This is a genomic window from Nocardia colli (assembly GCF_008704205.1).
Lineage (GTDB): Bacteria > Actinomycetota > Actinomycetes > Mycobacteriales > Mycobacteriaceae > Nocardia > Nocardia colli.
In genome coordinates this window covers 267,764-287,603 of record NZ_VXLC01000015.1, presented here as the reverse complement: position 1 = coordinate 287,603, position 19,840 = coordinate 267,764, and the positions used below count along the sequence as shown (strand labels likewise).

The window sequence follows — 19,840 nt, the reverse complement described above, 5'->3', positions numbered from 1 at the left end:
TCACAGATCACGAACGAGGGTGTCGCGCAACGCCGCGCGATCGACCGTCAGGCCTAGACCTGGCTTGTCCGGCACGGTGATTCGTCCGTCCACCGGTTTAGGGGCGTCCGGGAACAGCAGTTCGCCGACCTGCACCATGCCGAGGTGCCATTCGAGAATCCAGCCGTTCATCAGCCCGGCCAGCGTGTGCAGGTTGAACAGCGGCCAGCCGCCGCCGTGCGCGAGCGGCAGGTTGTAGATCTGCGCGAGATGCGCGGCCTTGCGGGCCTCGGTGAACCCGCCGCAGTAGCAGACATTGGGTTGCAGGATGTCCACGGCTTGGTGCTCGACCAGTTCACGCAGCCGCCATCGATGCCCTTCCATCTGCCCGGCGGCCAGCGGAATCCTGGTGTGCCGCCGCAGATCCGCCAGCGCCCGGGCGTCGTTCTGGTGCAGCGGCTCCTCGAACCAGGTCAGGTTCGCGTCCTCGACGGCGCGGCACAGGCACGCGGCCTCGGTAGGGGTGAACAGGTAGTTGGCGTCGATCATCAGATCGATGTCGGGGCCGACCGCGGCGCGGACCGCGTGGATGCGCACCGCGTCCTCGCGCCAGCCACCCTGGTCCACCGCGACCACCAGCTTCAACGCGGTGACGCCTTGGTCTAGTTGCAGTTGCGCTGCGGCACAGAGGGTTTCGCGGTCGTACTGCGGGAAGCCGAACGTCACATACACCGGAACCTCGGTGCGCGCGCCACCGAGCAGACTGGCGACCGAGCGCCCGGCCGCCTTGCCCTGGATATCCCACAGCGCGATGTCCAGCAGCGAAAGGGCACTCGACACGACGCCCGTCATGGTGCGCGGATTCAAGGTCCGCCAGACCTTCTGATGAATCGCCTCGACTTCGCGCGGATCCATATCGACCACCGCGGGCAGGAAGTGCCGCTCCAGCGCGACCACCACCGCCCTGGCCAAGAAGTGCCCCGTCAGGGCGACGCCGGTCAGGCCCTCGTCGGTCTCCACCTCGCAGAACACGAACTCGCGCTGCTCCTCGCGGCCGTAGCCGTCGACCCGCTCGCTCAATAGCGGTACGTCGATCGAGGTGGTGTGCACGCTGGCCCGGATGTCTTTGATCTGCATTCCGTCCTCCTTCTTCTCACTTGTGGACGGTGCAGTGAGTCTGCGCGCGGAAATCGTCAACTGTCAACGATTTGCAATTGACTGTTCACTATGCGAAACTGCGGAGCTGTTGGCGGGTGTGGGCGAGGGAGCGACGGTGATGACCGAACAGACGCAGGCGATGACCGCACTGCAACGGCGAGTGGCCGAACATCAGTCCAGTTCGCTCCTGCAGGTGATCGCCGAGGAACTCGAGCAGCTGATCATCGCGGGCGCGCTCAGCGGCGGCGACCGGATCAACGAGTCCTCACTCGCCGCGCGGCTCGGCGTCAGCCGCGGCCCGGTGCGCGAGGCGCTGCGCCAACTCGAACGCGGCAAGCTCGTCGAATTCCGCACCAACAGAGGGATGTTCGTGCGTGAGGTCTCGGTCGCCGAGGCCGCCCAGCTCTACGACATCCGCGCCAGCCTGTTCGGCCTGGCCGGTCGCCTCGCCGCCGAACGCATCACCCCCGAGCAACTGACCGAGCTGCGCGCCAAGGTCGAACAGCTGCAAGCCGCCGTCCCCGCGGTCGACGACTACTACCCGCGCAATGTCGACCTGCACCGCACCCTGGTCGCCCTGTCCGGCAATCCCCGCCTGGCCGATCTCTACGACGACGTCTCCAAGGAACTGCACCTGTTCCGCCGCCACGGCCTCGAATCCGACGCCGCCCGAACCGTTTCCAACTGCCAGCACGGCGAAATCCTGGACACCATCGCCGCCGGCGATACCGTGACCGCGGGCCGGCTGATGGAGGCCCACATCCTTTCCGGCAAAGAGCGCATGCTCGCCGCGCTGCACGACTGACCCGCGCCTACTCGCCGCGGTAGTCGGGCGCCGCGACCGGCAACGCTGCGTCGACGGCTTCGACGATGTCGGCGACCGTCCAGCAGGAAAGCAACTGACGCACGGTCAACCGGACACCGAGGCGTTCCTCGATGGCAACGGTCCCGATCGCGACGGCGACCGAATCGAAGCCCAGGTCGCCGAGCAGGATGGTCCCGGGATCGGGTTGCCGGACGTCCATGCCGAGGTCGGTCTCGAAGATATCGAGCACGATCGGCAGCGTGTGATCGGACACGATTCGAGCGTAATGACCGGTGCCGGAGGGGTCTTGGATCGAATGATCCGAGTGGGTCTCAACGAACGGCGTGGTTGCGACCGGCGTCGAGCACAGATCAACGTTCGGCCGATGAGCCCATCGCCTCGCCGAAATAGACTCGCCGCCATGAGGACGAGCGCGCCGCGAGTCCTGATCGTCGGCGGTGGCATCGCGGGCCTGACCCTGGCCGCGGCGTTGCGGTGCAACGGAATCGAACCGACGGTCGTGGAGCGGGTGGCGCGGTACGGGGACGTCGGATATGTGATCACGCTGTGGCCGATGGGCCGCCTGGTGGTCGAGCATCTGGGCCTGGGCCGCCGGTTCGACGCGCTCACGGTCCCGATCAATACCTACTCGACGCACGTCGACGGCGGTGCCCGGTTGCGCGACTTCGACTTTCGCGGCCACCTCGGTGACGGTGTCCCGCGCGCGCTGCGCCGAGCCGAGCTGATCGAGCTGCTCGGATCCTACGCCGGGGGCACCGAGGTGCAGATGGCCCGGACCGTGACGAGTATCGAACAGGACGGGCACGTGGTCCTCGCCCGCTTCGACGACGGTGCGAGCGCCGAATTCGACGTGGTGGTCGGCGCGGACGGCATCGATTCCGGCCTCCGCGGACTGGTCGCGGGTGACGTGCCGATGCGCCGCACGGGTCTGCGGCTGTGGACCTGGTGGACGCGGGGCATCGGCGTCGCGCCCGACGAATCGCACGAGTTCTGGGGCACTGCACGATATTTCGGCTACAACCCGACCACCGGACCGGTCGGCTGCGCGGCCGCGCTGCGCGCCACGGACGCCCCCGCGACCCCGGCGCAGCTTCGCGATCGACTGTACGGCGTTGCCGGGCAGCGGGATTGGATGCTCGACGCGCTCGACGACCTCGACCGGGTCGGCTGTTTCGATCTGGCCGATCTGCGCATGCGGGACTGGCGGTTCGGCCGAGTGGTGCTCCTCGGCGACGCGGGCGCGGCCTTCCTGCCGACGGCGGGTGTCGGCGCGTCGATGGCGATGGAGTCCGCGCTGGTCCTGGCCGAGGAGCTGTCGAAGGTCGAGGCGGCCCAGGTGCCCGACGCGCTGCGGCGCTACGTGCTCCGTCGCCGCGCCAGGGTCGACGCGGTGCAGAATCGGTCGCGGTGGTTGATTCCGGTGATGTTGCGCCGCACCAGGTTCGGCACCGCCGTGCGCAACGCCATGGTGCGCGCGCTGCCGGAGAACGCGGTGATCTCGGAGATCACCCGCTGGAACCCATGAATCGGCTACCGCGACAACGGTTCACCGGCCTCGAACAGCAGCTCCCGCAGTTCATCGGCGAATTCTGCCAGCGCACAGGGCAATACCCGCGGATCGGCGACCACGCCGACGCTCAACTGATCACGCAGGATCAGGGTGGTGACCATGAGTTCGTCGGCCATCAGCGGCGACAGCGGCAACGTGCCGGTCACGGCACGGCCGAATATCCTGTGCTGCCGGGCAAATCCCGGCGTGATGCTCACGCTGAGCTGGCAGGTGTCGCGCACCATCCGCGCCATCAACCTGGTCTGCGCCCGCCACGGCAGATACTGCAAATCCACGCCGGCCGAGGCGAGCGCCCTGGCTTGTGCCACCGGGTCGATGGCGGCCAGCTGCTCCCGTACCGCCCGGACCCGATCGGTCATCCGTGTGCCCGACATATGCAGGTCGAGGAACGCCGACGCGGTGGCATTGCCGGTGTGGCGCAGCTCCTCGTCGAGCGTTACCGGCAGCATGATTCGCAGGACGTCCCCCGGACCGCGTGACGCCACCCGCTGATAGGCCTCGGCGGCGCTCGCCAGCAGATACTCGGTGCTCGACCCGGCGGCCACGGCCGCGTTCCGGCGTAGCCGCGACAGCGGAATGGCGAATGTCGCGATCTGCCGCACGCAGTTCTGCGGCGGGAACGGCAGCACTCGCCCGACTCGGCGCACCGTACGCGCGGCGCGATATTGCCGCGGCACCTCAATACAGGTCCGCCAGGTGAGGGACCGGGTGAACGGAAACCGCGGCGCGGTGACGAATCTGGCGAAGTCGGCGGCCGTCGCGTCCACGACCAGCGCGGCGAAGCCCGGCCCGGCCAAGCCGTCGCTCAGGCAGTGCTGCACCCGCAGCAGGACCGTCTGGCTCCTCCGGTCCTGCTCGTCGACCAACATGATGTCCCACAGCGGCGCGATACGGGTCATCGGCGTGGCCATGAGCCGCTCTATCAAGCGCGACAGCGCATCCCCGTCGCGCACCACGGCCGCCTGCACGCGTTCCCGCGGATCTACCTCTGCCCGAACAAATCTCGGTCGCCGACCCAAGTGCTCCGGCAGGCACAGCCGGTACATCTCGTGCGCGCGAGCGCGACTCGCCACGCGCGCACGCAACTGTTCGAGCGTCACCGGGTCCCCGGGTTCGAGTTGCAAGCCGAGCATCCAGTGCATCGGATGCCCGGTGCTGTCGAGGCGCAGATGCACACAGTCCAGCTCGCTCAGCCGATTCCGGCGATGGTCCGCCCACCGTTGCCGCGGCTTCATGTGCCGAGCTCCCCTGGGTAGCCGAAGTACCGCACCGCCGGTGCCGACTCGCCGCGCCCGATGGATTTCGCGAGCACCCGGCTCGGCCCGACCTCGATCAGCCGCGCACAGCCGAGGTCGGTCAGTCGACGGATCACCGCGGTCCAGCGCACCGGCGCGGTCAGTTGCCGCTCGGCCAGCTCCCGCCACCGCTCGGCGGTGTACAGCCCCGCATCCACATTCGCGACCACCTGAATGCCGCTCGGCCGGAATTCGGCCGCGGCCAGCGCGTCGCGCAACGGCGGTGCCGCGGCGGCCATGAGCGGCGTGTGGAACGCGCCGTCGACGGGAATCCGCACGATTTTCAGCCGGGATTTCCGGGCCTCCTCGGCCACCGCCGCCACCCCGTCGACGGTGCCGGACACGACAACCTGCCGCGGCCCGTTCACATTGGCCACCCACACCTGAGCGCCAGCGACCCGGACCGCGGCCGTGAGCGCTTCGACGGTGTCGCTGCCCGCGCCGAGGACCGCGGCCATCGTCCCCGGTCGCTGCCGGGTGGCCGCGCGCATCGCCGCGCCGCGCGCCGCGATGAGCCGCGCACCGGTCGCCGGTGTCAGCGCGCCCGCCGCCACCAATGCCGTGTACTCCCCCAGGCTGTGCCCGGCGCACGCGCGCACCGGGCCGACCATGCCGTGCTCGGTCAGATAGTCCATGGCCATCAGCGACATGGTGAAGACCGACAACTGCGCCGAATCCGTACGGCGCAAACGTTGTTCACCGGTGCGCAACATCAGCTCGGCCAGGTCGTAGCCGGTCCATTCGGAGACCTCGCAGACGATCCGCCATTGCGGCGTGTCTCGCCATCGATCCCCCATGGCGGGTCGCTGCGCGCCTTGCCCCGGGAAGATCAACGCGCATCCGGTCGGCTCGCCGGACCGGGTCGGCACTTTCACCCTGTCGTCGCTATCGAGCACAGCTCGACCGTATCGCTCGCTGCCGCATCGGTATTCGGTCAGACGTTGAGATCGCTTCAGCGAACGCACGATGATCCGGGCCGATCCCGTCGATACGCTCGCCGTAGTTCGAGTCGCGTATCCCGGAGAGGCAACCGTGGACGAAACCGCAGTGACCACCCGCCCCGCGCCGGATGCCGACCGAACGGCGCTCGCGCAGTTGAGCTTCGAGCAGACGGTGCCGCGCTCGCTGGTGCATCGCGCCGCGGTCAACGAGGTCTTCCTCACCGACGCGGCGGTCATCGGCAAACGCGAATGGGCCGTCGCCGCCATGCTCCCGCGCAGCCATATGCTCTTCAACGACAACGGCAATCCGGACTACCTGGATACGATCGCGATCATGGAGGTCACCCGGCAGGTGACCGAGTATGTCGCGCACCAGTTCGTGAACGTGCCGGACAACCAGTTCCTGGTCTTTCGCGATATGCGCATCGACGTCTTCGCACCTGAACGGCTGCGCGCCGGTCCGGATCCGGCGCGCGTGGTGACCATCGTCAACGCGCGCACCTCCGAGCGATTGGCGCAGCACCCGGTGACCATCATTGTCGACGGCCACGAATGCGGGCGGGCCGGCGGCCGATGGCTGCCGCTGCCGCTGCACTACTACGAATACATTCGCGAACGCGCACGGACGAAGACGCTCGCGCTCGGCCCCGAACCGGCGCGCCCGCGTGACCAGGTCACCCTGCTCGCCCCGAACCGAGCCGGGCGAGGCCAGTCGCGGAATATCTTGCTCGCCAACGAGATTGCCAGCGGCGAGGACAGCATCGAGTGCGACTTGACCTTCGATCCGACGCATCCGGTGTTCTTCGACCATCCGATGGATCACGTGCCCGGCATGTTGCTGCTGGAGGCGGCCAGGCAGGCCTGCCTGGCCACATTGTCCGAACACCGCGGCACCGACCCGCGCCGGGCCGTGATCGTCGGCTGTGACGTCGATTTCGGCAATTTCTGCGAACCTGAGTTACGCACCGACTGCCGGGCCACGATCACCGATTCCAGCGACCCCGGCCCCGGTCGGCGGCATCGGGTGCGGGTCGGTTTCGACCAGGCGGGCGAGTCGCTCGGCGTCATCACCCTCGCCGTGCTCGACGAAACCGGTTCGGGCTGACGGGAGAACCAGGTGAGCACACCGGAGCGAGTCGCGGTGGTCGGGGCCGGGGTCTGCGGTATCGCCGCCGCGCTCGCGCTGCATCGCGCGGGCTGCGCGGTGGAGATCCTGGAACGCGACGATCGAATCGGTGGGCGGCTCGGTGTCGCCGAACTCGGCGATGGCGAAATACTGCTCGGCGGCAAGAACATCGGGCGCCGCTACACCCGATTCCGGGCGCTGCTGGCACTGCTCGGCGGCACCGGATATGAGCCTTTCGGCATCAACACCTCCCGGGTGGTCGCGGGCCGATTGGTCCGCCTCGACAGCGACAACCGGGTCACGACGATGAACGGGATTCTGCGGATGTGTGATTGGCGGGACCTGACCGCCCTCGACCGCATCGCCAGGAAGGTGAAGTCCGCGGACCAGGCCCGGTTCCTCGGCTCCGATCTCGCGAGAAAGCTCGGGCGCCACGACGATCGGCCGCTGTCGGCGCATTTCGGCAAGCGCACGAGCGCCAACTTCCTGCGGCCGATCACGGTCCGGATGAACGGCGCCGAGCCGGATGAGGCCTATTACGGCAACTTTCCGACCAACATGGGCATGCTGATCGACACCTTCGATCAGCCGACCACCGGGCTGTCCACCCTGCTGGCGCGCATCGCGGACCTGGTCGAGATCCGCTATCGCACAACGGTTACCGGCATCACCCGGCTCGACGGCGGCGTTGTCCTGCATCTGTTCGACGCGGGCGGGCGCGCCACCCAGGCACGCTACGACGCCGTCGCCGTCTGCACCCCAGCCCATGCGGCGGCACCGCTGCTCGCGCCGTTGTCGGACACCGTTGCCGGACTGCTGCACTCGGTGCGCTACTTCCCGGCCACGGTCGCGGTGGTGCGCTACACACACGACGTGTTCGCCGCGGATGTCCGCGCCATCGCACTCGACGACCAGCCGTGCAGCAACGCGGGCAGCTACGGCAAGGATACGAGAAATGTTGTCCGATATACTTTCTCGGGCAAACACGGCAGGTTGACCGATCCCGCCGACGCCGACGTGCTCGGCCTGGTCACCGACACCGAGCACCAGTTGCGCACCCACCTCGGGACCGTACCTCAGCCGAGAACCGCTGCGGCGATTCGTCATTGGCCACACGCCTATTGCGGCTACCTGCCGCACCACGGCGACTTCCTCGACGCGCTGTCCGACGCGTTCGCCCCGCTCACCGGCATCGCCCTGGCCGGCGACTACCTGCTCGGCGCCTCGGTCGAGGCGTGCTGCCGCTCCGGCGAAAACGCTGCCGCCGCCGTGCTTTCGACCACACGTCAGGGACCGGTCGGGTGCGAATCCTGATCGTCGGCGGCGGCATCGCCGGACTCACCCTCGCCGCGCGGCTGCGCCAACGCGGACTGCGCCCCACCGTGATCGACACCATCGGCAGCTACAGCCCCACCGGATACGCGATCGCGTTGTGGCCGGCCGGAAGTCGAATCCTGCACGGGCTCGGGCTGTGGAACTCCTTCATCGATCTGAGCGTGCCGTTGCGGCGCTACGTCGTGCACGATCGTGACGGCACGATCCTGCGCACCTTCGATCTCGAACGCATCGACGCCTGCCACGGGCTGCCCCGCGCGGCTCCGCGCGCCGAGCTGCTCGCCATCCTCGAGTCGGCCAACGGCGGTACACCGGTCGATCTGGAGACCGAGGTGGATCGGATGCGCCAGATCGGCTCGACCGTACGGGTCCGGTTCGACGACGGCCGCGAGCGCGACTACGACCTGGTCGTCGGCGCGGACGGCATGCGCTCGCGCACCCGCAGGCAGGCGGAGCTGCGCACCGCCGAACACCGGTTCGGCTGGCGGATCTGGTGGTGGTGGGCGCATCGCGACGTCACCCCGCCGGGCGAGCTGCACGAGACCTGGGGGCTGCGGCGGATCATCTCCGCGTATCCGACCCAGGATCGGGTCGCCTGCTTCGTCGCGATCGCCGGCTCGTTCGACGGCGCGGACCCGGCCGCCGGGCACTGGCCGCCGCGCGATCCGCGCCGCGCCGACGAGTGCCTGATCCTGCGCACCTTGCCGGACGCCGACCGGGTCGAGAGCCTCGATCTGGTGGAAGTCACCGTCCCCCAGTGGATTCGAGGACGGATCGTGCTGCTCGGCGACGCCGCCGCCGGCCTGGTGCCGAGCACCGGCATCGGCGCCTCGCTGGCGATGGAATCGGCGGCGGTGCTCGATGACGAACTGGTGCGCGTCGACGCGGCGCACATCGACACCGCCCTCACCCGGTTCGCCCGCCGCCGGATGCCCCGGATCGACGCGGAACAGCATCGAGCCCGGGTGTTCGGCGAGGTGATGATGCTCAACCGCTGGAACAGCACCCCGCTGTAGCGCCCACTCGCCGAGGGAGGACCCATGACCCGCACACCGCTCGACGATATCCCCGGACTCTTCCGGTGTGAGACGGTCTCGCGCGCCGACGCCACCAGCCGGTTGATCGCGTTGACCAGGCAGCTACGCGCGGGCGCAGACCCCGAGGTGTATACCGTGCATCAGCACGTCGACTGTCCGCCCGAGGTCCTCTACGACTATCTGCTCGATATCCGCAGCGTCGAGGAATTCACCTACAGCATGCGCGATTTCCGCCCCGACGGCGACACCGGCCGCTACGTCGGCGTGGACGCCACCGACCCGGAGACCACGATCCACCTGCGCATCACCGGCAATCGCGAGGTCGGCACCGTCGACTACGAGTCGGCGTTCGATCAGGGCGATGACCTGTGGATGGTGTTCTGCGGCCGGGTGCTCTCCGCCCGCCACGTGCAGCGCCGCGGCGGCGCGCTGGTCTCGTGGACGATCTGGCGGCACCCGTACTACGACAAGAATCCGTATCCGCAGCTTTCCCCGCGCCGCGGCCGGGTATGGCCCGGGTCGATGTGGCCGCTGTTCCACGCCTGCGATGTGCTGGAGCTGCGCAATATGCAGAAGATTCTCGAACACCGCTTGCGGCTCGCGCCCAGCGCCGGGCGGTGATCCGTGGTGGCCGACAACTACGGTGCTGCGGCGGAGTTCTACGACATCGCCGGACGGCCCTATTGGAAGCCGCGGGCCGCCGCCTTGACTAAGGCCATGTCCGCTGCCGTACAAACGAATTCGCCGATCGTGGATGTCGGCGCCGGCACCGGCCTGGTCGTCGCGATCATCGGCGCCGCGCTGGCCACGGTCCCGATCCTGGCTATCGAGCCCTCCCCGGCCATGCGCGCCGCACTCGCGAGCCGGGTACAGGCGAACGGGCTGGCACCGCGGGTGACCATCGCCGCGGGCACCCTCGCGGAAACCACGCTGCCCGACCAGATCGGCGGCATGGTCGCGTGCGGGGTGCTCGGATATCTCACGCCGGACGATCGGCACGCGTTGTGGCGACTGCTCGCCGACCGGCTGGCCCCCGGCTGCCGGGCGGTCGTGGACGCCGCGCCGTTTCCCGCCACCCGCACCGTCCGGCCGATTCGGGTCGGCGTCGCGCGATTCGGCGTGCGACACCACGAGATCTGGCTCGGTTCACGCCCCACCGACCCGGGACGGATCGAACTGACCACGATGTGCCGGGTGGTGCAGGACGGGCGGACCGTGCGGGAGTCGGTGAGCACCGTGCAGTGGTGGGCGCTCGAAATGCGAACCATCGTCGCCGAGGCCACCGCCGCCGGACTCACCTGCCGACGCGCCGGATGGGACCTCGCCATTTTGACCGCCGGGCCCGATCGGCCACTCGATACTCAGCGGAGCGGCACGGTCACCTCCACCAAGTGTTGAGCCAGGTGTGACCATTCGGCCGAGGAAACAGGGCCGTACCCAAGGTTATCGTCGTCTCAGACGGAACCGGTTCGCCCGGAACATCTTTCCCTCCGGTCCGTTTTCCAGAACTGGCGACGCGAGGAGTGTCATGCCGAATCAGATTGCGGCGGAGACCGATTCGACATTCTGGCACGGATTCACCAACATGCGCGGCTTTCGCCGGCGCGGCATCAGCATCGCCTCGGCCGAGGGCGTCTGGGTGGTGGACACCGAGGGCAACCGCTATCTCAACGCATTCGGCGGACTGTGCAATCTGAGCCTCGGCGGTGCCCACCCCGAGATCATCGCGGCGATCCGCGAGCAGGCGGGCAAGCTGCTGTACTTCCCCATCGAGCGGGCCACGCATCGGGCCGCCGATGAGTACGCCCGCCGGCTGGCCGCGGTGACCCCCGACGGCCTGAACACTGTCTTCTTCGCGTCCACCGGCTCCGAGGCCAACGAAACCATCATCAAGATGATGCGGCAATATCAGCGGCTGCGCTTCGGCGAGGACACCACCAAGCTCGGCGTGATCGCCCTGGATCGGGCCTATCACGGGGTCACCTACGGCGCCTTGAGCGCCACCGGCTCCGCGTTCCGCCGGTTCCGCAGACAGTTCGAACCGTTGACCCCCGGCTTCCATCACGCACCCTCGCCGTACGCGTATCGATGCGAATCCGGTTGCGCCGGAACATGCACGCTCGCCTGCGCCGACGCGGTCGAGACGATGATCGAACGGCTCGGAGCGGCGAATATCGCCGGCGTGCTCGTCGAACCGGCGCTCGGGGTCGGCGGCGCGATCGTGCCGACCCGCGAATATCACGAGCGGTTGCGCGAGATCTGCGACCGCAACGACCTGCTGCTCGCCTACGACGAGGTGATCACCGGATTCGGCAGGCTCGGCGAATGGTTCGGCGCCGACTACTTCGATGTGCGACCGGACTTCATGGCCCTGTCCAAGGGCATCAACAGCGGCTATTTACCATTCGGCGCCGTCGTCGTGCACGACGACGTATACCGCGAATTCCTCTCTGCCGTAGATGGTTTCATCGCGACCGGCAGCACCACGAACGGCAATCCGCTGTGCTGCGCCTCGGCGCTGGCCACCTTGGACATCATGCAGCGCGACGGCATCGTCGATCAGGTGCGCCAGACCGGCAAGTACCTGTTCGACAAGTTCGCGCATCTGCGCGAGTACCCGATCGTCGGCGACATTCGCGGCGCGGGATTGCTGATGGGGATCGAACTGGTCAAAGACCGCGACACCAAAGAGCCTATCCCGCAACAGCAATGGCAGGTAATCGAGGACCGGCTCGCGCTGAGCGGGCTGATCATCGGCAGCCAGGGCGCGGAGGGCCTCGGCGGAACCATCGGCATCGTCCCGCCGCTCACCATCACCACCGAGGAGGTCGACGAGCTCTACCGCCGCCTCGACGGCGTGCTGGCCAGGTACTCCCGGCTCACGGCTAAAGGCTGAACCCGTTATCGCACAAGCAAATCCACCATGTACACCGATCCGAGGAGGAACGCCGTGGGGTCCATGCTGAGTTCGGACGAACTCGACGACATCGTACGCAGCGCGGTCGCATTGGCGCTCGCCGTCGAACCAGCCGACGTCACGTCGGACAAATTACTGATTCCGGAGCTCGGCGCGGAATCGATCGACTTCTTGGACATCACCTTCCGGCTCGAGCAGTTCCTGCCGATCTCGGTGCCGCGCGACGACCTGAACGAACAGGCCGAGGATGTGTTCGGCGCCGGAGCGGCGGTGGACACGCTGCGCAGGCTGACCCCGCTGGGCGCCTATCTGGTCCGCGAACGTCTCCTCGGGGTCGACCTGAGCAAGGTCGAGCCCGGGATGCGCGTCGAAGACGTGGCCGCCCTGTGGACGGTGCACACCTGGGGTGGGCTGTGCCGGCGGCTGCTCGACACCATCCCGGAGCAGTGCCACGCCTGCGGCGGCGGCCGGACGTTCCTGCGCAACGAGGACGGCGAGTTCCACGCCGAATGTGACAGGTGCGCAACCGAACTCACCGCGATACCGGGCGACGAGCTGAACCAGATCTGGTTCGAGGAGATCCGCGAGCTCGACGAGGTGGCGCGACTGGTCCGGCAGAGCCGGGCGCAGGCGGCCGAAGCCGAGGCAGCGACCGCACCGGCCCCGGCCGACGCCGTCGCGGAGTGACCGGTGTCCGGCGAGGCACACCCGCGACGGGTGGTCATCACGGCGGCGGAGATGGTGACGCCGCTCGGCGCGGATGCCGAGACGACCTTCCGTGGCTTCGTCGACGGTCGCTCCGGAGTTCGCACCACCACCCGATTCGACGCCTCCGGGCTCGGCTCCCAGGTCGCGGCCGAGGTCGACGACGAGTTCCTCGCGGCAACCGAGTATCCGCCGGGCGCCGAAGCGTTGTCGCGATCGGCGCCCCGCTCGGTCCGGCTCGGCCTCGCCGCCGGGCTCGCGACGAATCGGCTGGCCGGACTGACCGATACACCTCCGCAGCGATTCGGGGTGTGTGTCGGTACCTCCGGCCAGATGTACGACATCGGCGTCTTGGACGAGCTGCTCCAGCACAGGATCGGCACGGGGACAACGGGTCCCGGCCCGGAGTTCGCCGGCCTGCTGGCCACGCACCGGCACAGCATGCGCAAGAACGCCAGCGCGGCCGCGCTCGCCCACCTGTGCGGCGCGGCCGGGCCGACCATGACGGTGTCGTCGACCTGCGCGTCGGGTACCCAGGCGATCGGCGAGGCCACCCTCTGGATCCGTGAGGGCGACGCCGACGCGGTGCTAGCGGGTGGCTGTGATTCGCTGCTCAGTTTCCTCGGGATCTCCTCGTTCGACCTGCTCACCGCGCTGGCCACCCGGTTCAACGACCACCCTGCGGCCGCGAGTCGCCCGTTCGATCGCAGACGCTGCGGCTTCGTGATGGGCGAGGGCGCCGCCTTCGTGATGCTGGAGGAGCTCGAACACGCGCTGCGCCGCGGCGCCGAACCGCTGGCCGAGGTGGCCGGGTACGGCACGTCGTGTGATGCCTACCGCATCACCGACAGTCCGCCGCACGGTGCGGGCGCGGTGCTGGCGATGTCCGGCGCCCTCACCGACGGCGGGCTGCGTGCCGAGGACATCGACTACATCAGCGCGCACGGCACCTCGACACTGATCAACGATCGCGCCGAAACCCGTGCCGTGCACAAGGTTTTCGGCGACCGGGCGGCCGCCATCCCGATCAGCTCGCAGAAGTCGATGATCGGGCACACGATCGCCGCCGCGGGCGCGATCGAATGCGTCACCTGCCTGCACGTGCTGCGCACCGGCCTGATTCCGCCCACCATCAACTACGAATTCCCCGACCCCGACTGCGATCTGGACTATGTCCCGAATACCGCTCGCGCGCAGGAGGTTCGAGTCGCGATGAGCAACTCGTTCGGGTTCGGCGGCCAGAACGCGAGCATCGTGCTGCGCCGCTGGCCCGGCCGGGCGGACGGCAACGGCCATGGCTGAACGCGTGGTGGTGACCGGCGTCGGCGCGGTGTCCGCGCTCGGCAACGATGCGCGATCGCAGTGGAATGCGTTGCTGCGCGGGGACTCCGGCGTCGCGCCGTTGCGCAGGCTCGCCGAAGACCTCGAGCTGCGCGCCGACGGCGACCGGCCACTCGCCGCAGCACAGGTTGGCGGCATCGACGCCGCAGATTGGATCACCGACCGCAAGGCCGCCAGGGGCATGCGGCTGCACACACACCTTGCCTTCGCCGCGACCGGGCAGGCCATGACCTCGGCCAAGATCCATCCGGGCAACGTCGACGCCGACGTGACCGGAATCACGCTGGGCGTCACCATGATCGACTACGACATCGCCGACCTGGAACTAGCCGCCCGCCGGTCACTGCACGATCCGACCGGCTTCGACATCGAACGGTTCTGCCGCACCGGCTGGCGCTCGATTTCGCCCATGGTCTCCATCGTGATGCTCAACAACGCCACCCTCTGCCAGATCGCCATGCAGTACGGGCTGCACGGGCCGAACGCCTCGTTCAGCCCGTTCGGCGAGGCCGGCGGGCAGGCGATCGGCGCGGCACTGCGCATGCTGCAGGACGGCGACGCCGAGGTGATGCTCGCGGGCGGGGTCAGCCCGCGGCTGAATCTGTCTGCCCTGCAACGCCTGCTGTACCTCGGCATCGTCGCGCGGACCACCGATCCGGCGTCCGGGTCGTGCCGGCCGTTCGATCGGGACCGTACCGGAACGGTGCCCGGCGAGGGCGCGGCAGTACTGGTGCTCGAGACGCTAGCGCACGCCAGGGCCAGGGGCGCGCACGTGCTCGCCGAGGTGCTCGGCCACGGTGCGGCGGTCGGCGTACCGCCAGGGCCGGAACCGCACCCGCCGCGCACGGCGATCGAACAGTCGCTCGCCGCGGCCCTCGACGACGCGGCGCTGACCCCGGACCGGCTCGGTTGCGTGTACGCCGACGCGCCGGGACTGCCGTCGGGCGACGCCGCCGAGGCGGCCGCGATCGGCGCCGTGCTCGGCCGGCACGCACCCGATATCCCGGTGACCTCGGCCAAGGGCGCCACCGGCCACCCGCTGGCGGCCGCGCTGCCGCTGCACAGCGTCTTCGCCGTGCACAGTCTGGCCGAACGGCGGGTGCCCGCGATCGCCAATCTTTGTCTTCCCGAACCGGATTCGGGGTTGGACCTGGTGTGCGACGGTCCGCGCCGGATGGGTGCGGGCACCGCCGTGGCGTGCCTGGCCGGTGGGTTCCGTGGGCAGAGCGAGTGCGTCGTGTTCGGTCCGTTCGAGGCGAAGGGGACGTGATGCGATTCCTGCTCTACGACCGGGTGCTGGAGGCGAGCAAGGGCGAGTCCATGGTCGCGGTGAAACACGTCTCGCTCACCGAGGACCATCTCGCCGCGGGCTACGCGGGCCGCCGGCTGCTCAGCGGCTCGCTGCTGCTCGAATCGATGGCGCAGGTCGCGGGCTGGCTGGTCCATCTGAGCACCGACTTCACCGTCTCGGCGTTCCTGTGCCTCATCGATCGGGCCGAGATCGTCGGCGAACTCCCGCCGGGCCGGGCGGTGCGGGTCGAGGCGCGCATGCTCGGGTTGAGCAAGCGCTGGGCACAGCTCAGCTGCGCGGCCTACGACGAGACCAGGCCCGTCGCGCGCATCGCGCGGCTGAACTATGTGCTCCAGGACATCACCGACCCGGCCGAGATCGCCGCCGAGGAAAACCGGTTCCGCTACTACTCCGGCTGGTCACTCGACCGGATCCGGGCCGTGCCGGGCGGGACGGTGTCCCCGTGAACCGGGTGGTCGTGACCGGGCTCGGCGCGGTTACCCCGATCGGGCTCGGCCATCGCCAGTTCTGGGCCAACCTGGTGGCAGGCACGTCGGGCGAGGGGCCGATCACGCTGTTCGACGCGTCCGCGCTGCCGACCCGGATCGCCGCCGAGGTCGCCGAATTCGACCTGCACGACTACTGGGACGGCCCGTTCCCGGCCGAGCTGCGCGCCGACCGGCAGGCCCGGTTCGCGCTCGCCGCCTGCGCTATGGCTCTCGCCGACAGCGGTCTGACCCGGACCGGCGGCCCGATCGCGGTGCGCGCGACCGACCGGGTCGGACTGGTGCTCGGCGCAGGCCTCGGCATCGTCGGCATGGACGACATCGCCGGGCATCTCGACGACCACGGCCGATTCCGGCTGCCGGCCCCGCTGGCCGGGCCGACCACGATCAATCCGGTCTCGCTGATCCGCGACCCGCAGGACCTGGTGATCGGCCTGCTCGCCGGGCATCTGGGCGTCACCGGGCCGACCGCCGTGATCACCTCGGCCTGCGCGGCCGGTGCCCACGCCATCGGCACCGCGTTCCGCCTGCTCCGGCGCGGCGGCGTCGACGTCGTGCTTTGCGGCGCAATGGATTCCATGATCAACCCGCTCGGCTTGGCCGGGCTCGTCGCGCTCGGCGCACCGTCGACCGACAATCTGCCCGGCCGCACCGGCCGCCCGTTCGACGCGACCCGGACCGGTTTCGTGGTCGGCGAGGGCGCCGGCATGGTCGTGCTGGAGACCGAGGCGCATGCCCGTCGCCGATCGGCGCCCTGGTACGCCGAGGTCGCCGGGTTCGGCCGCTCGCTCGACGCGCACCGGTTCACCGAACCGCACCCGAACGGCGACGGCGCCGCGCTGGCGATGCGGGCGGCGCTGGCCGACGCGGCGGTGACTCCGGATCAGGTCGGTCTGGTCAACGCGCACGGCACCGCGACCATCCTCAACGATCGGGTGGAGACCACCGCGATCAAGCACGTCTTCGGCCGCGCCGCGACCCGGCTCGCGATCACCGCGAACAAGTCGATGACCGGCCATCTCATCGCCGCCTGCGGGGCCGTGGAGTTCATCAGCACCGTACTGAGCGTGCGCACCGCCCTCGTGCCGCCGACCGTCAACTATCGCCATCGCGACGCCGAATGCGATCTCGACTACGTGCCGGGCACGGCCCGGCGGCTGCCGGTGGATGTGGCGCTGACCAACTCGTTCGGCCTCGGCGGCCAGAACGGCACCCTCGTGGTGCGCCGCGCCGCCGGCGACGCGATGGCACCGGTCTGAGGATGGGATGGCGCACATGCACGTGTTACTGGTGAACCCCGATGTTCGGGACAAGAGCGTGATCTACGGCAATCGCATGCTCAACCCGGTTCCGGTCAACCTCGCCTACCGCGCGGCCATGACCTCGGTCGCGCACCGGGTCACGGTGATCGACGAGAACGCCACGCCCATCACCGATTTCGGCCGCTTCGCCGACGTCGACCTGGTCGCCGTCACCTCGAAGTTCTTCGGCGAACGCCGCACCGGTGAACTGGTCCGCGGTTTCGGCGAACTGGGCACGCCGGTCATCATCGACGGATACTTCCCCAGCTACGACCCCGAGGCCGAGCGGATCGGCGCCGCCGCCGTCATCCGCGGCGAGGTCGAGCAGGTGTGGCCGCAGGTGCTCGACCACGCGGCGGCCGGCCGCCTGCGCCCGCGCTACCTCGGCGGCCCCGTCGATCTGGCGACGCTGCCGCAGTACGGTCCCGAACACCTGCCGCCGCACGACTATGTCTTTCCGGTGGAGGCCACCAGGGGTTGCCCGTTCTCGTGCAACTTCTGCATCGAGACCCGCTACCACCACGAGTCGTTCCGCACCCGGCCGATCGATCAGGTGCTCGCCCAGATCGATTCCCGCACCGGCGATTTCGTCCAGTTCTCGGATATCAACATCGTCGGCAACCCACGCTACGCGCGCACCCTGTTCGCCGAACTGGAACCGCTGCGGGTGCTGTGGGGCAGTCAGGCCACGATCACCATCGCCCAGCGTGAGTCGCTGGCGCAGGCCGCCGGGCGGGCCGGGTGCATGCTCGTGTTCATCGGCCTGGAATCGGTGCATCCGCAGAACCTGGTCGCCTCGGACAAGGCATGGAGCCGCCCGACCGACTACCGCGGCCACATCGCCCGGCTGCACGACGCGGGCATCGGGGTGATCGGCTCGTTCGTCTTCGGTTTCGCCGGCGATACCCCGGACGTGTTCGAGCGGACCCTGGAGTTCGTCGTGGACAACGAGATCGAGATCTGCCACTTCAACCCGCTCGGCAGCGGCCCGGGCGTGCCACTTTACGAACAACATCGGCGCGCGGGCCGGATGATCGATCCCGGCCCGGGCGGGCCGTCGCACCTGCGCGCCTCGGTAGCCCCGGTGTCGATGACCGCCGGACAGCTCGAAGACGGCCTCGAATTCCTCTACACCAGTGCCTATTCCCGCGCGGTGACCCGGCAGCGGCTGCGTCGCCACACCGCTGACCGCCCGCTGCCCGGCCCGCAGTCCGCGGCGAAGAAGCGGGCCATCATCGGCCTGAACCTGGCCTACCGGCGAGCCGTGGAACGGCACTATGGCTCGGTCGGCGCGGAGCGACTGCCATGACCGCCACCGCGACCTCGCTTCTGCTGCCGGCCATCTCGGGCACGACGCCGATGGCGGTCGGTGTCGATATCGCCGCCGTCGGCCGGGTGCGCGGGCTGCTCGCCGCAGGAAACGGGTTCACCGGCAAGGTGTTCCGACCGGCAGAGATCGAATACTGCACCGGCTTCCGCGATCCCGCACCGCATTTCGCCGCCCGGTTCAGCGCCAAGGAGGCCACGCTGAAGGCGCTGCAAGTCGGCCTAGGGCTGCCACCGGCAACCCGGCGACTGCGCGACATCGAGGTCTTCCGGTCTGCCGGAGCACCACGGTTGCTCCTGCACGACCGTCTGCTCGCCATCGCACAGCGACTCGGAATCACCGGTGCCGCAGTGTCATTAAGTCACGACGGCGACTACGCCGTCGCCTACGTGTTGCTCACCGCGCAGGGGGCGGTGAGCGCATGAACCGCCTGGCCGACTCCGTCGCCATCGTCACCGGCGCCGCCGGTGTATTCGGGACGGCCATCGCCACCCGGTACGCCGAGGAGGGCGCGTCGCTGGTACTCACCGACATCGACGAGACCCGTCTGCGGGACACGACGAAGGCGATCGAAGCCGTTGCCGCCGTGCCGATTACCGAGTTCACCGCCGACCTGACCCAGCCCGCCGACGTGACGCGGCTGTTCGCGCACGCCGACGAAACCTACGGCCGGATCGACGTCCTGATCAACAACGCCGGCGCAGCGCTGCGCTCACCGCTGGTCTTCCACACCGACGCCGACTGGCACCGCATGCTCCGGATCAACCTCGACACCGTCTTCTATTGCAGCAGGCAGGCGGTGCGCCGGATGCTGCCGCGGCGCAGCGGCCGGATCGTCAATGTCGCCTCGGCGCTCGGAATGACCGGCGGCGCCGACGAAGTCGCGTACGCGACCGCGAAGGCGGCGGTGCTCGGCTTCACCCGCAGCGTCGCCCAGGAGGTCGGGCGGCGCGGCATCTGCGTCAACGCCATCTGCCCGACGCTGGCCGACAGCGGCGTCAGCCGAGCGTACTTCGGGGGTTTCGACGTCGACATCCGCGCGGTCGCCGGCTATCTCGCCCGGCGCGCGGCGATGCCGCGGCCGATCGAGGCGGACGACGTCGCCGATATCGCGGTTTTTCTCGGCGCACGCGAGAGTACGTACCTCAATGGGCAGGCCATCCTGGTCGGCGGAGTGGGATAGGA

Annotated in this window: 20 protein-coding genes; 16 read left to right on the top strand and 4 right to left on the bottom strand. The window is 69.1% G+C overall.

The window, feature by feature from the left end:
- Positions 1-1,116, bottom strand: a complete 1,116-nt coding sequence (locus F3087_RS28405; RefSeq protein ID WP_150405116.1) for a mandelate racemase/muconate lactonizing enzyme family protein — start codon at positions 1,114-1,116, stop codon at positions 1-3.
- Between the two features lie 139 nt (positions 1,117-1,255).
- Here F3087_RS28405 and F3087_RS28400 point away from each other — a divergent pair, with 139 nt between their 5' ends.
- Positions 1,256-1,942 (top strand): FCD domain-containing protein, encoded by a 687-nt coding sequence (locus tag F3087_RS28400; RefSeq protein ID WP_150405115.1) that lies wholly within the window; start codon positions 1,256-1,258, stop codon positions 1,940-1,942.
- Between the two features lie 7 nt (positions 1,943-1,949).
- Here the strand turns inward: F3087_RS28400 and F3087_RS28395 are convergent, their stop codons facing one another.
- Positions 1,950-2,216, bottom strand: a complete 267-nt coding sequence (locus tag F3087_RS28395) for a phosphopantetheine-binding protein (protein ID WP_223885408.1) — start codon at positions 2,214-2,216, stop codon at positions 1,950-1,952.
- Positions 2,217-2,363: 147 nt separating this feature from the next.
- Between F3087_RS28395 and F3087_RS28390 the strand changes: the two genes are divergently transcribed.
- Positions 2,364-3,488, top strand: a complete 1,125-nt coding sequence (locus F3087_RS28390) for an FAD-dependent oxidoreductase (RefSeq protein ID WP_191094176.1) — start codon at positions 2,364-2,366, stop codon at positions 3,486-3,488.
- 5 nt (positions 3,489-3,493) lie between these two features.
- Here F3087_RS28390 and F3087_RS28385 read toward each other — a convergent pair whose 3' ends face one another.
- Both F3087_RS28385 and F3087_RS28380 read right to left on the bottom strand, forming a co-directional pair.
- On the bottom strand, positions 3,494-4,768 hold the full coding sequence (locus tag F3087_RS28385) for a wax ester/triacylglycerol synthase domain-containing protein (RefSeq protein WP_150405113.1): 1,275 nt from the start codon (positions 4,766-4,768) through the stop codon (positions 3,494-3,496).
- Positions 4,765-5,724 (bottom strand): ACP S-malonyltransferase, encoded by a 960-nt coding sequence (locus tag F3087_RS28380; protein ID WP_191094175.1) that lies wholly within the window; start codon positions 5,722-5,724, stop codon positions 4,765-4,767. Before F3087_RS28380 ends, F3087_RS28385 begins: the two co-directional genes overlap by 4 nt.
- Positions 5,725-5,860: 136 nt before the next feature.
- Between F3087_RS28380 and F3087_RS28375 the strand changes: the two genes are divergently transcribed.
- From F3087_RS28375 to F3087_RS28310, 14 genes are all read left to right on the top strand, one after another.
- Positions 5,861-6,874 carry an AfsA-related hotdog domain-containing protein gene (locus F3087_RS28375; protein ID WP_191094174.1) on the top strand — a complete coding sequence of 338 codons (1,014 nt, stop codon included), beginning with the start codon at positions 5,861-5,863 and terminating at the stop codon, positions 6,872-6,874.
- A 12-nt stretch (positions 6,875-6,886) separates the two neighbouring features.
- Positions 6,887-8,209: an FAD-dependent oxidoreductase gene (locus tag F3087_RS28370; protein WP_150405110.1), complete on the top strand. Its 1,323-nt coding sequence runs from the start codon at positions 6,887-6,889 to the stop codon at positions 8,207-8,209.
- Complete coding sequence (locus F3087_RS28365; protein WP_191094173.1) at positions 8,197-9,246, top strand: FAD-dependent oxidoreductase; 1,050 nt, start codon at positions 8,197-8,199, stop codon at positions 9,244-9,246. The genes F3087_RS28370 and F3087_RS28365 overlap by 13 nt, the downstream gene beginning before the upstream one ends.
- Before the next feature lie 24 nt (positions 9,247-9,270).
- On the top strand, positions 9,271-9,888 hold the full coding sequence (locus tag F3087_RS28360; protein ID WP_150405108.1) for an SRPBCC family protein: 618 nt from the start codon (positions 9,271-9,273) through the stop codon (positions 9,886-9,888).
- Between the two features lie 6 nt (positions 9,889-9,894).
- Positions 9,895-10,665 carry a class I SAM-dependent methyltransferase gene (locus F3087_RS28355; protein ID WP_150405107.1) on the top strand — a complete coding sequence of 257 codons (771 nt, stop codon included), beginning with the start codon at positions 9,895-9,897 and terminating at the stop codon, positions 10,663-10,665.
- 130 nt (positions 10,666-10,795) lie between these two features.
- Positions 10,796-12,163 carry an aminotransferase family protein gene (locus F3087_RS28350; protein WP_150405106.1) on the top strand — a complete coding sequence of 456 codons (1,368 nt, stop codon included), beginning with the start codon at positions 10,796-10,798 and terminating at the stop codon, positions 12,161-12,163.
- A 63-nt stretch (positions 12,164-12,226) separates the two neighbouring features.
- On the top strand, positions 12,227-12,871 hold the full coding sequence (locus F3087_RS28345) for an acyl carrier protein (RefSeq protein ID WP_223885432.1): 645 nt from the start codon (positions 12,227-12,229) through the stop codon (positions 12,869-12,871).
- Between the two features lie 3 nt (positions 12,872-12,874).
- Positions 12,875-14,191, top strand: coding sequence for a beta-ketoacyl-[acyl-carrier-protein] synthase family protein (locus tag F3087_RS28340; protein WP_150405104.1), 1,317 nt, complete (start codon positions 12,875-12,877; stop codon positions 14,189-14,191).
- Positions 14,184-15,500, top strand: a complete 1,317-nt coding sequence (locus F3087_RS28335; protein WP_150405103.1) for a beta-ketoacyl-[acyl-carrier-protein] synthase family protein — start codon at positions 14,184-14,186, stop codon at positions 15,498-15,500. Before F3087_RS28340 ends, F3087_RS28335 begins: the two co-directional genes overlap by 8 nt.
- Positions 15,500-15,988, top strand: coding sequence for a hotdog family protein (locus F3087_RS28330; protein ID WP_150405102.1), 489 nt, complete (start codon positions 15,500-15,502; stop codon positions 15,986-15,988). Before F3087_RS28335 ends, F3087_RS28330 begins: the two co-directional genes overlap by 1 nt.
- Positions 15,985-17,286, top strand: a complete 1,302-nt coding sequence (locus F3087_RS28325) for a beta-ketoacyl-[acyl-carrier-protein] synthase family protein (RefSeq protein ID WP_150405101.1) — start codon at positions 15,985-15,987, stop codon at positions 17,284-17,286. The genes F3087_RS28330 and F3087_RS28325 overlap by 4 nt, the downstream gene beginning before the upstream one ends.
- Positions 17,287-17,302: 16 nt before the next feature.
- The gene (locus F3087_RS28320; RefSeq protein WP_150405100.1) at positions 17,303-18,637 is read left to right on the top strand and encodes a B12-binding domain-containing radical SAM protein; all 1,335 of its coding nucleotides are present in this window, start codon (positions 17,303-17,305) and stop codon (positions 18,635-18,637) included.
- Positions 18,634-19,080, top strand: a complete 447-nt coding sequence (locus F3087_RS28315) for a holo-ACP synthase (protein ID WP_150405099.1) — start codon at positions 18,634-18,636, stop codon at positions 19,078-19,080. The genes F3087_RS28320 and F3087_RS28315 overlap by 4 nt, the downstream gene beginning before the upstream one ends.
- Positions 19,077-19,838 carry an SDR family NAD(P)-dependent oxidoreductase gene (locus F3087_RS28310; protein WP_150405098.1) on the top strand — a complete coding sequence of 254 codons (762 nt, stop codon included), beginning with the start codon at positions 19,077-19,079 and terminating at the stop codon, positions 19,836-19,838. Before F3087_RS28315 ends, F3087_RS28310 begins: the two co-directional genes overlap by 4 nt.
- Positions 19,839-19,840 lie beyond the last annotated feature (2 nt).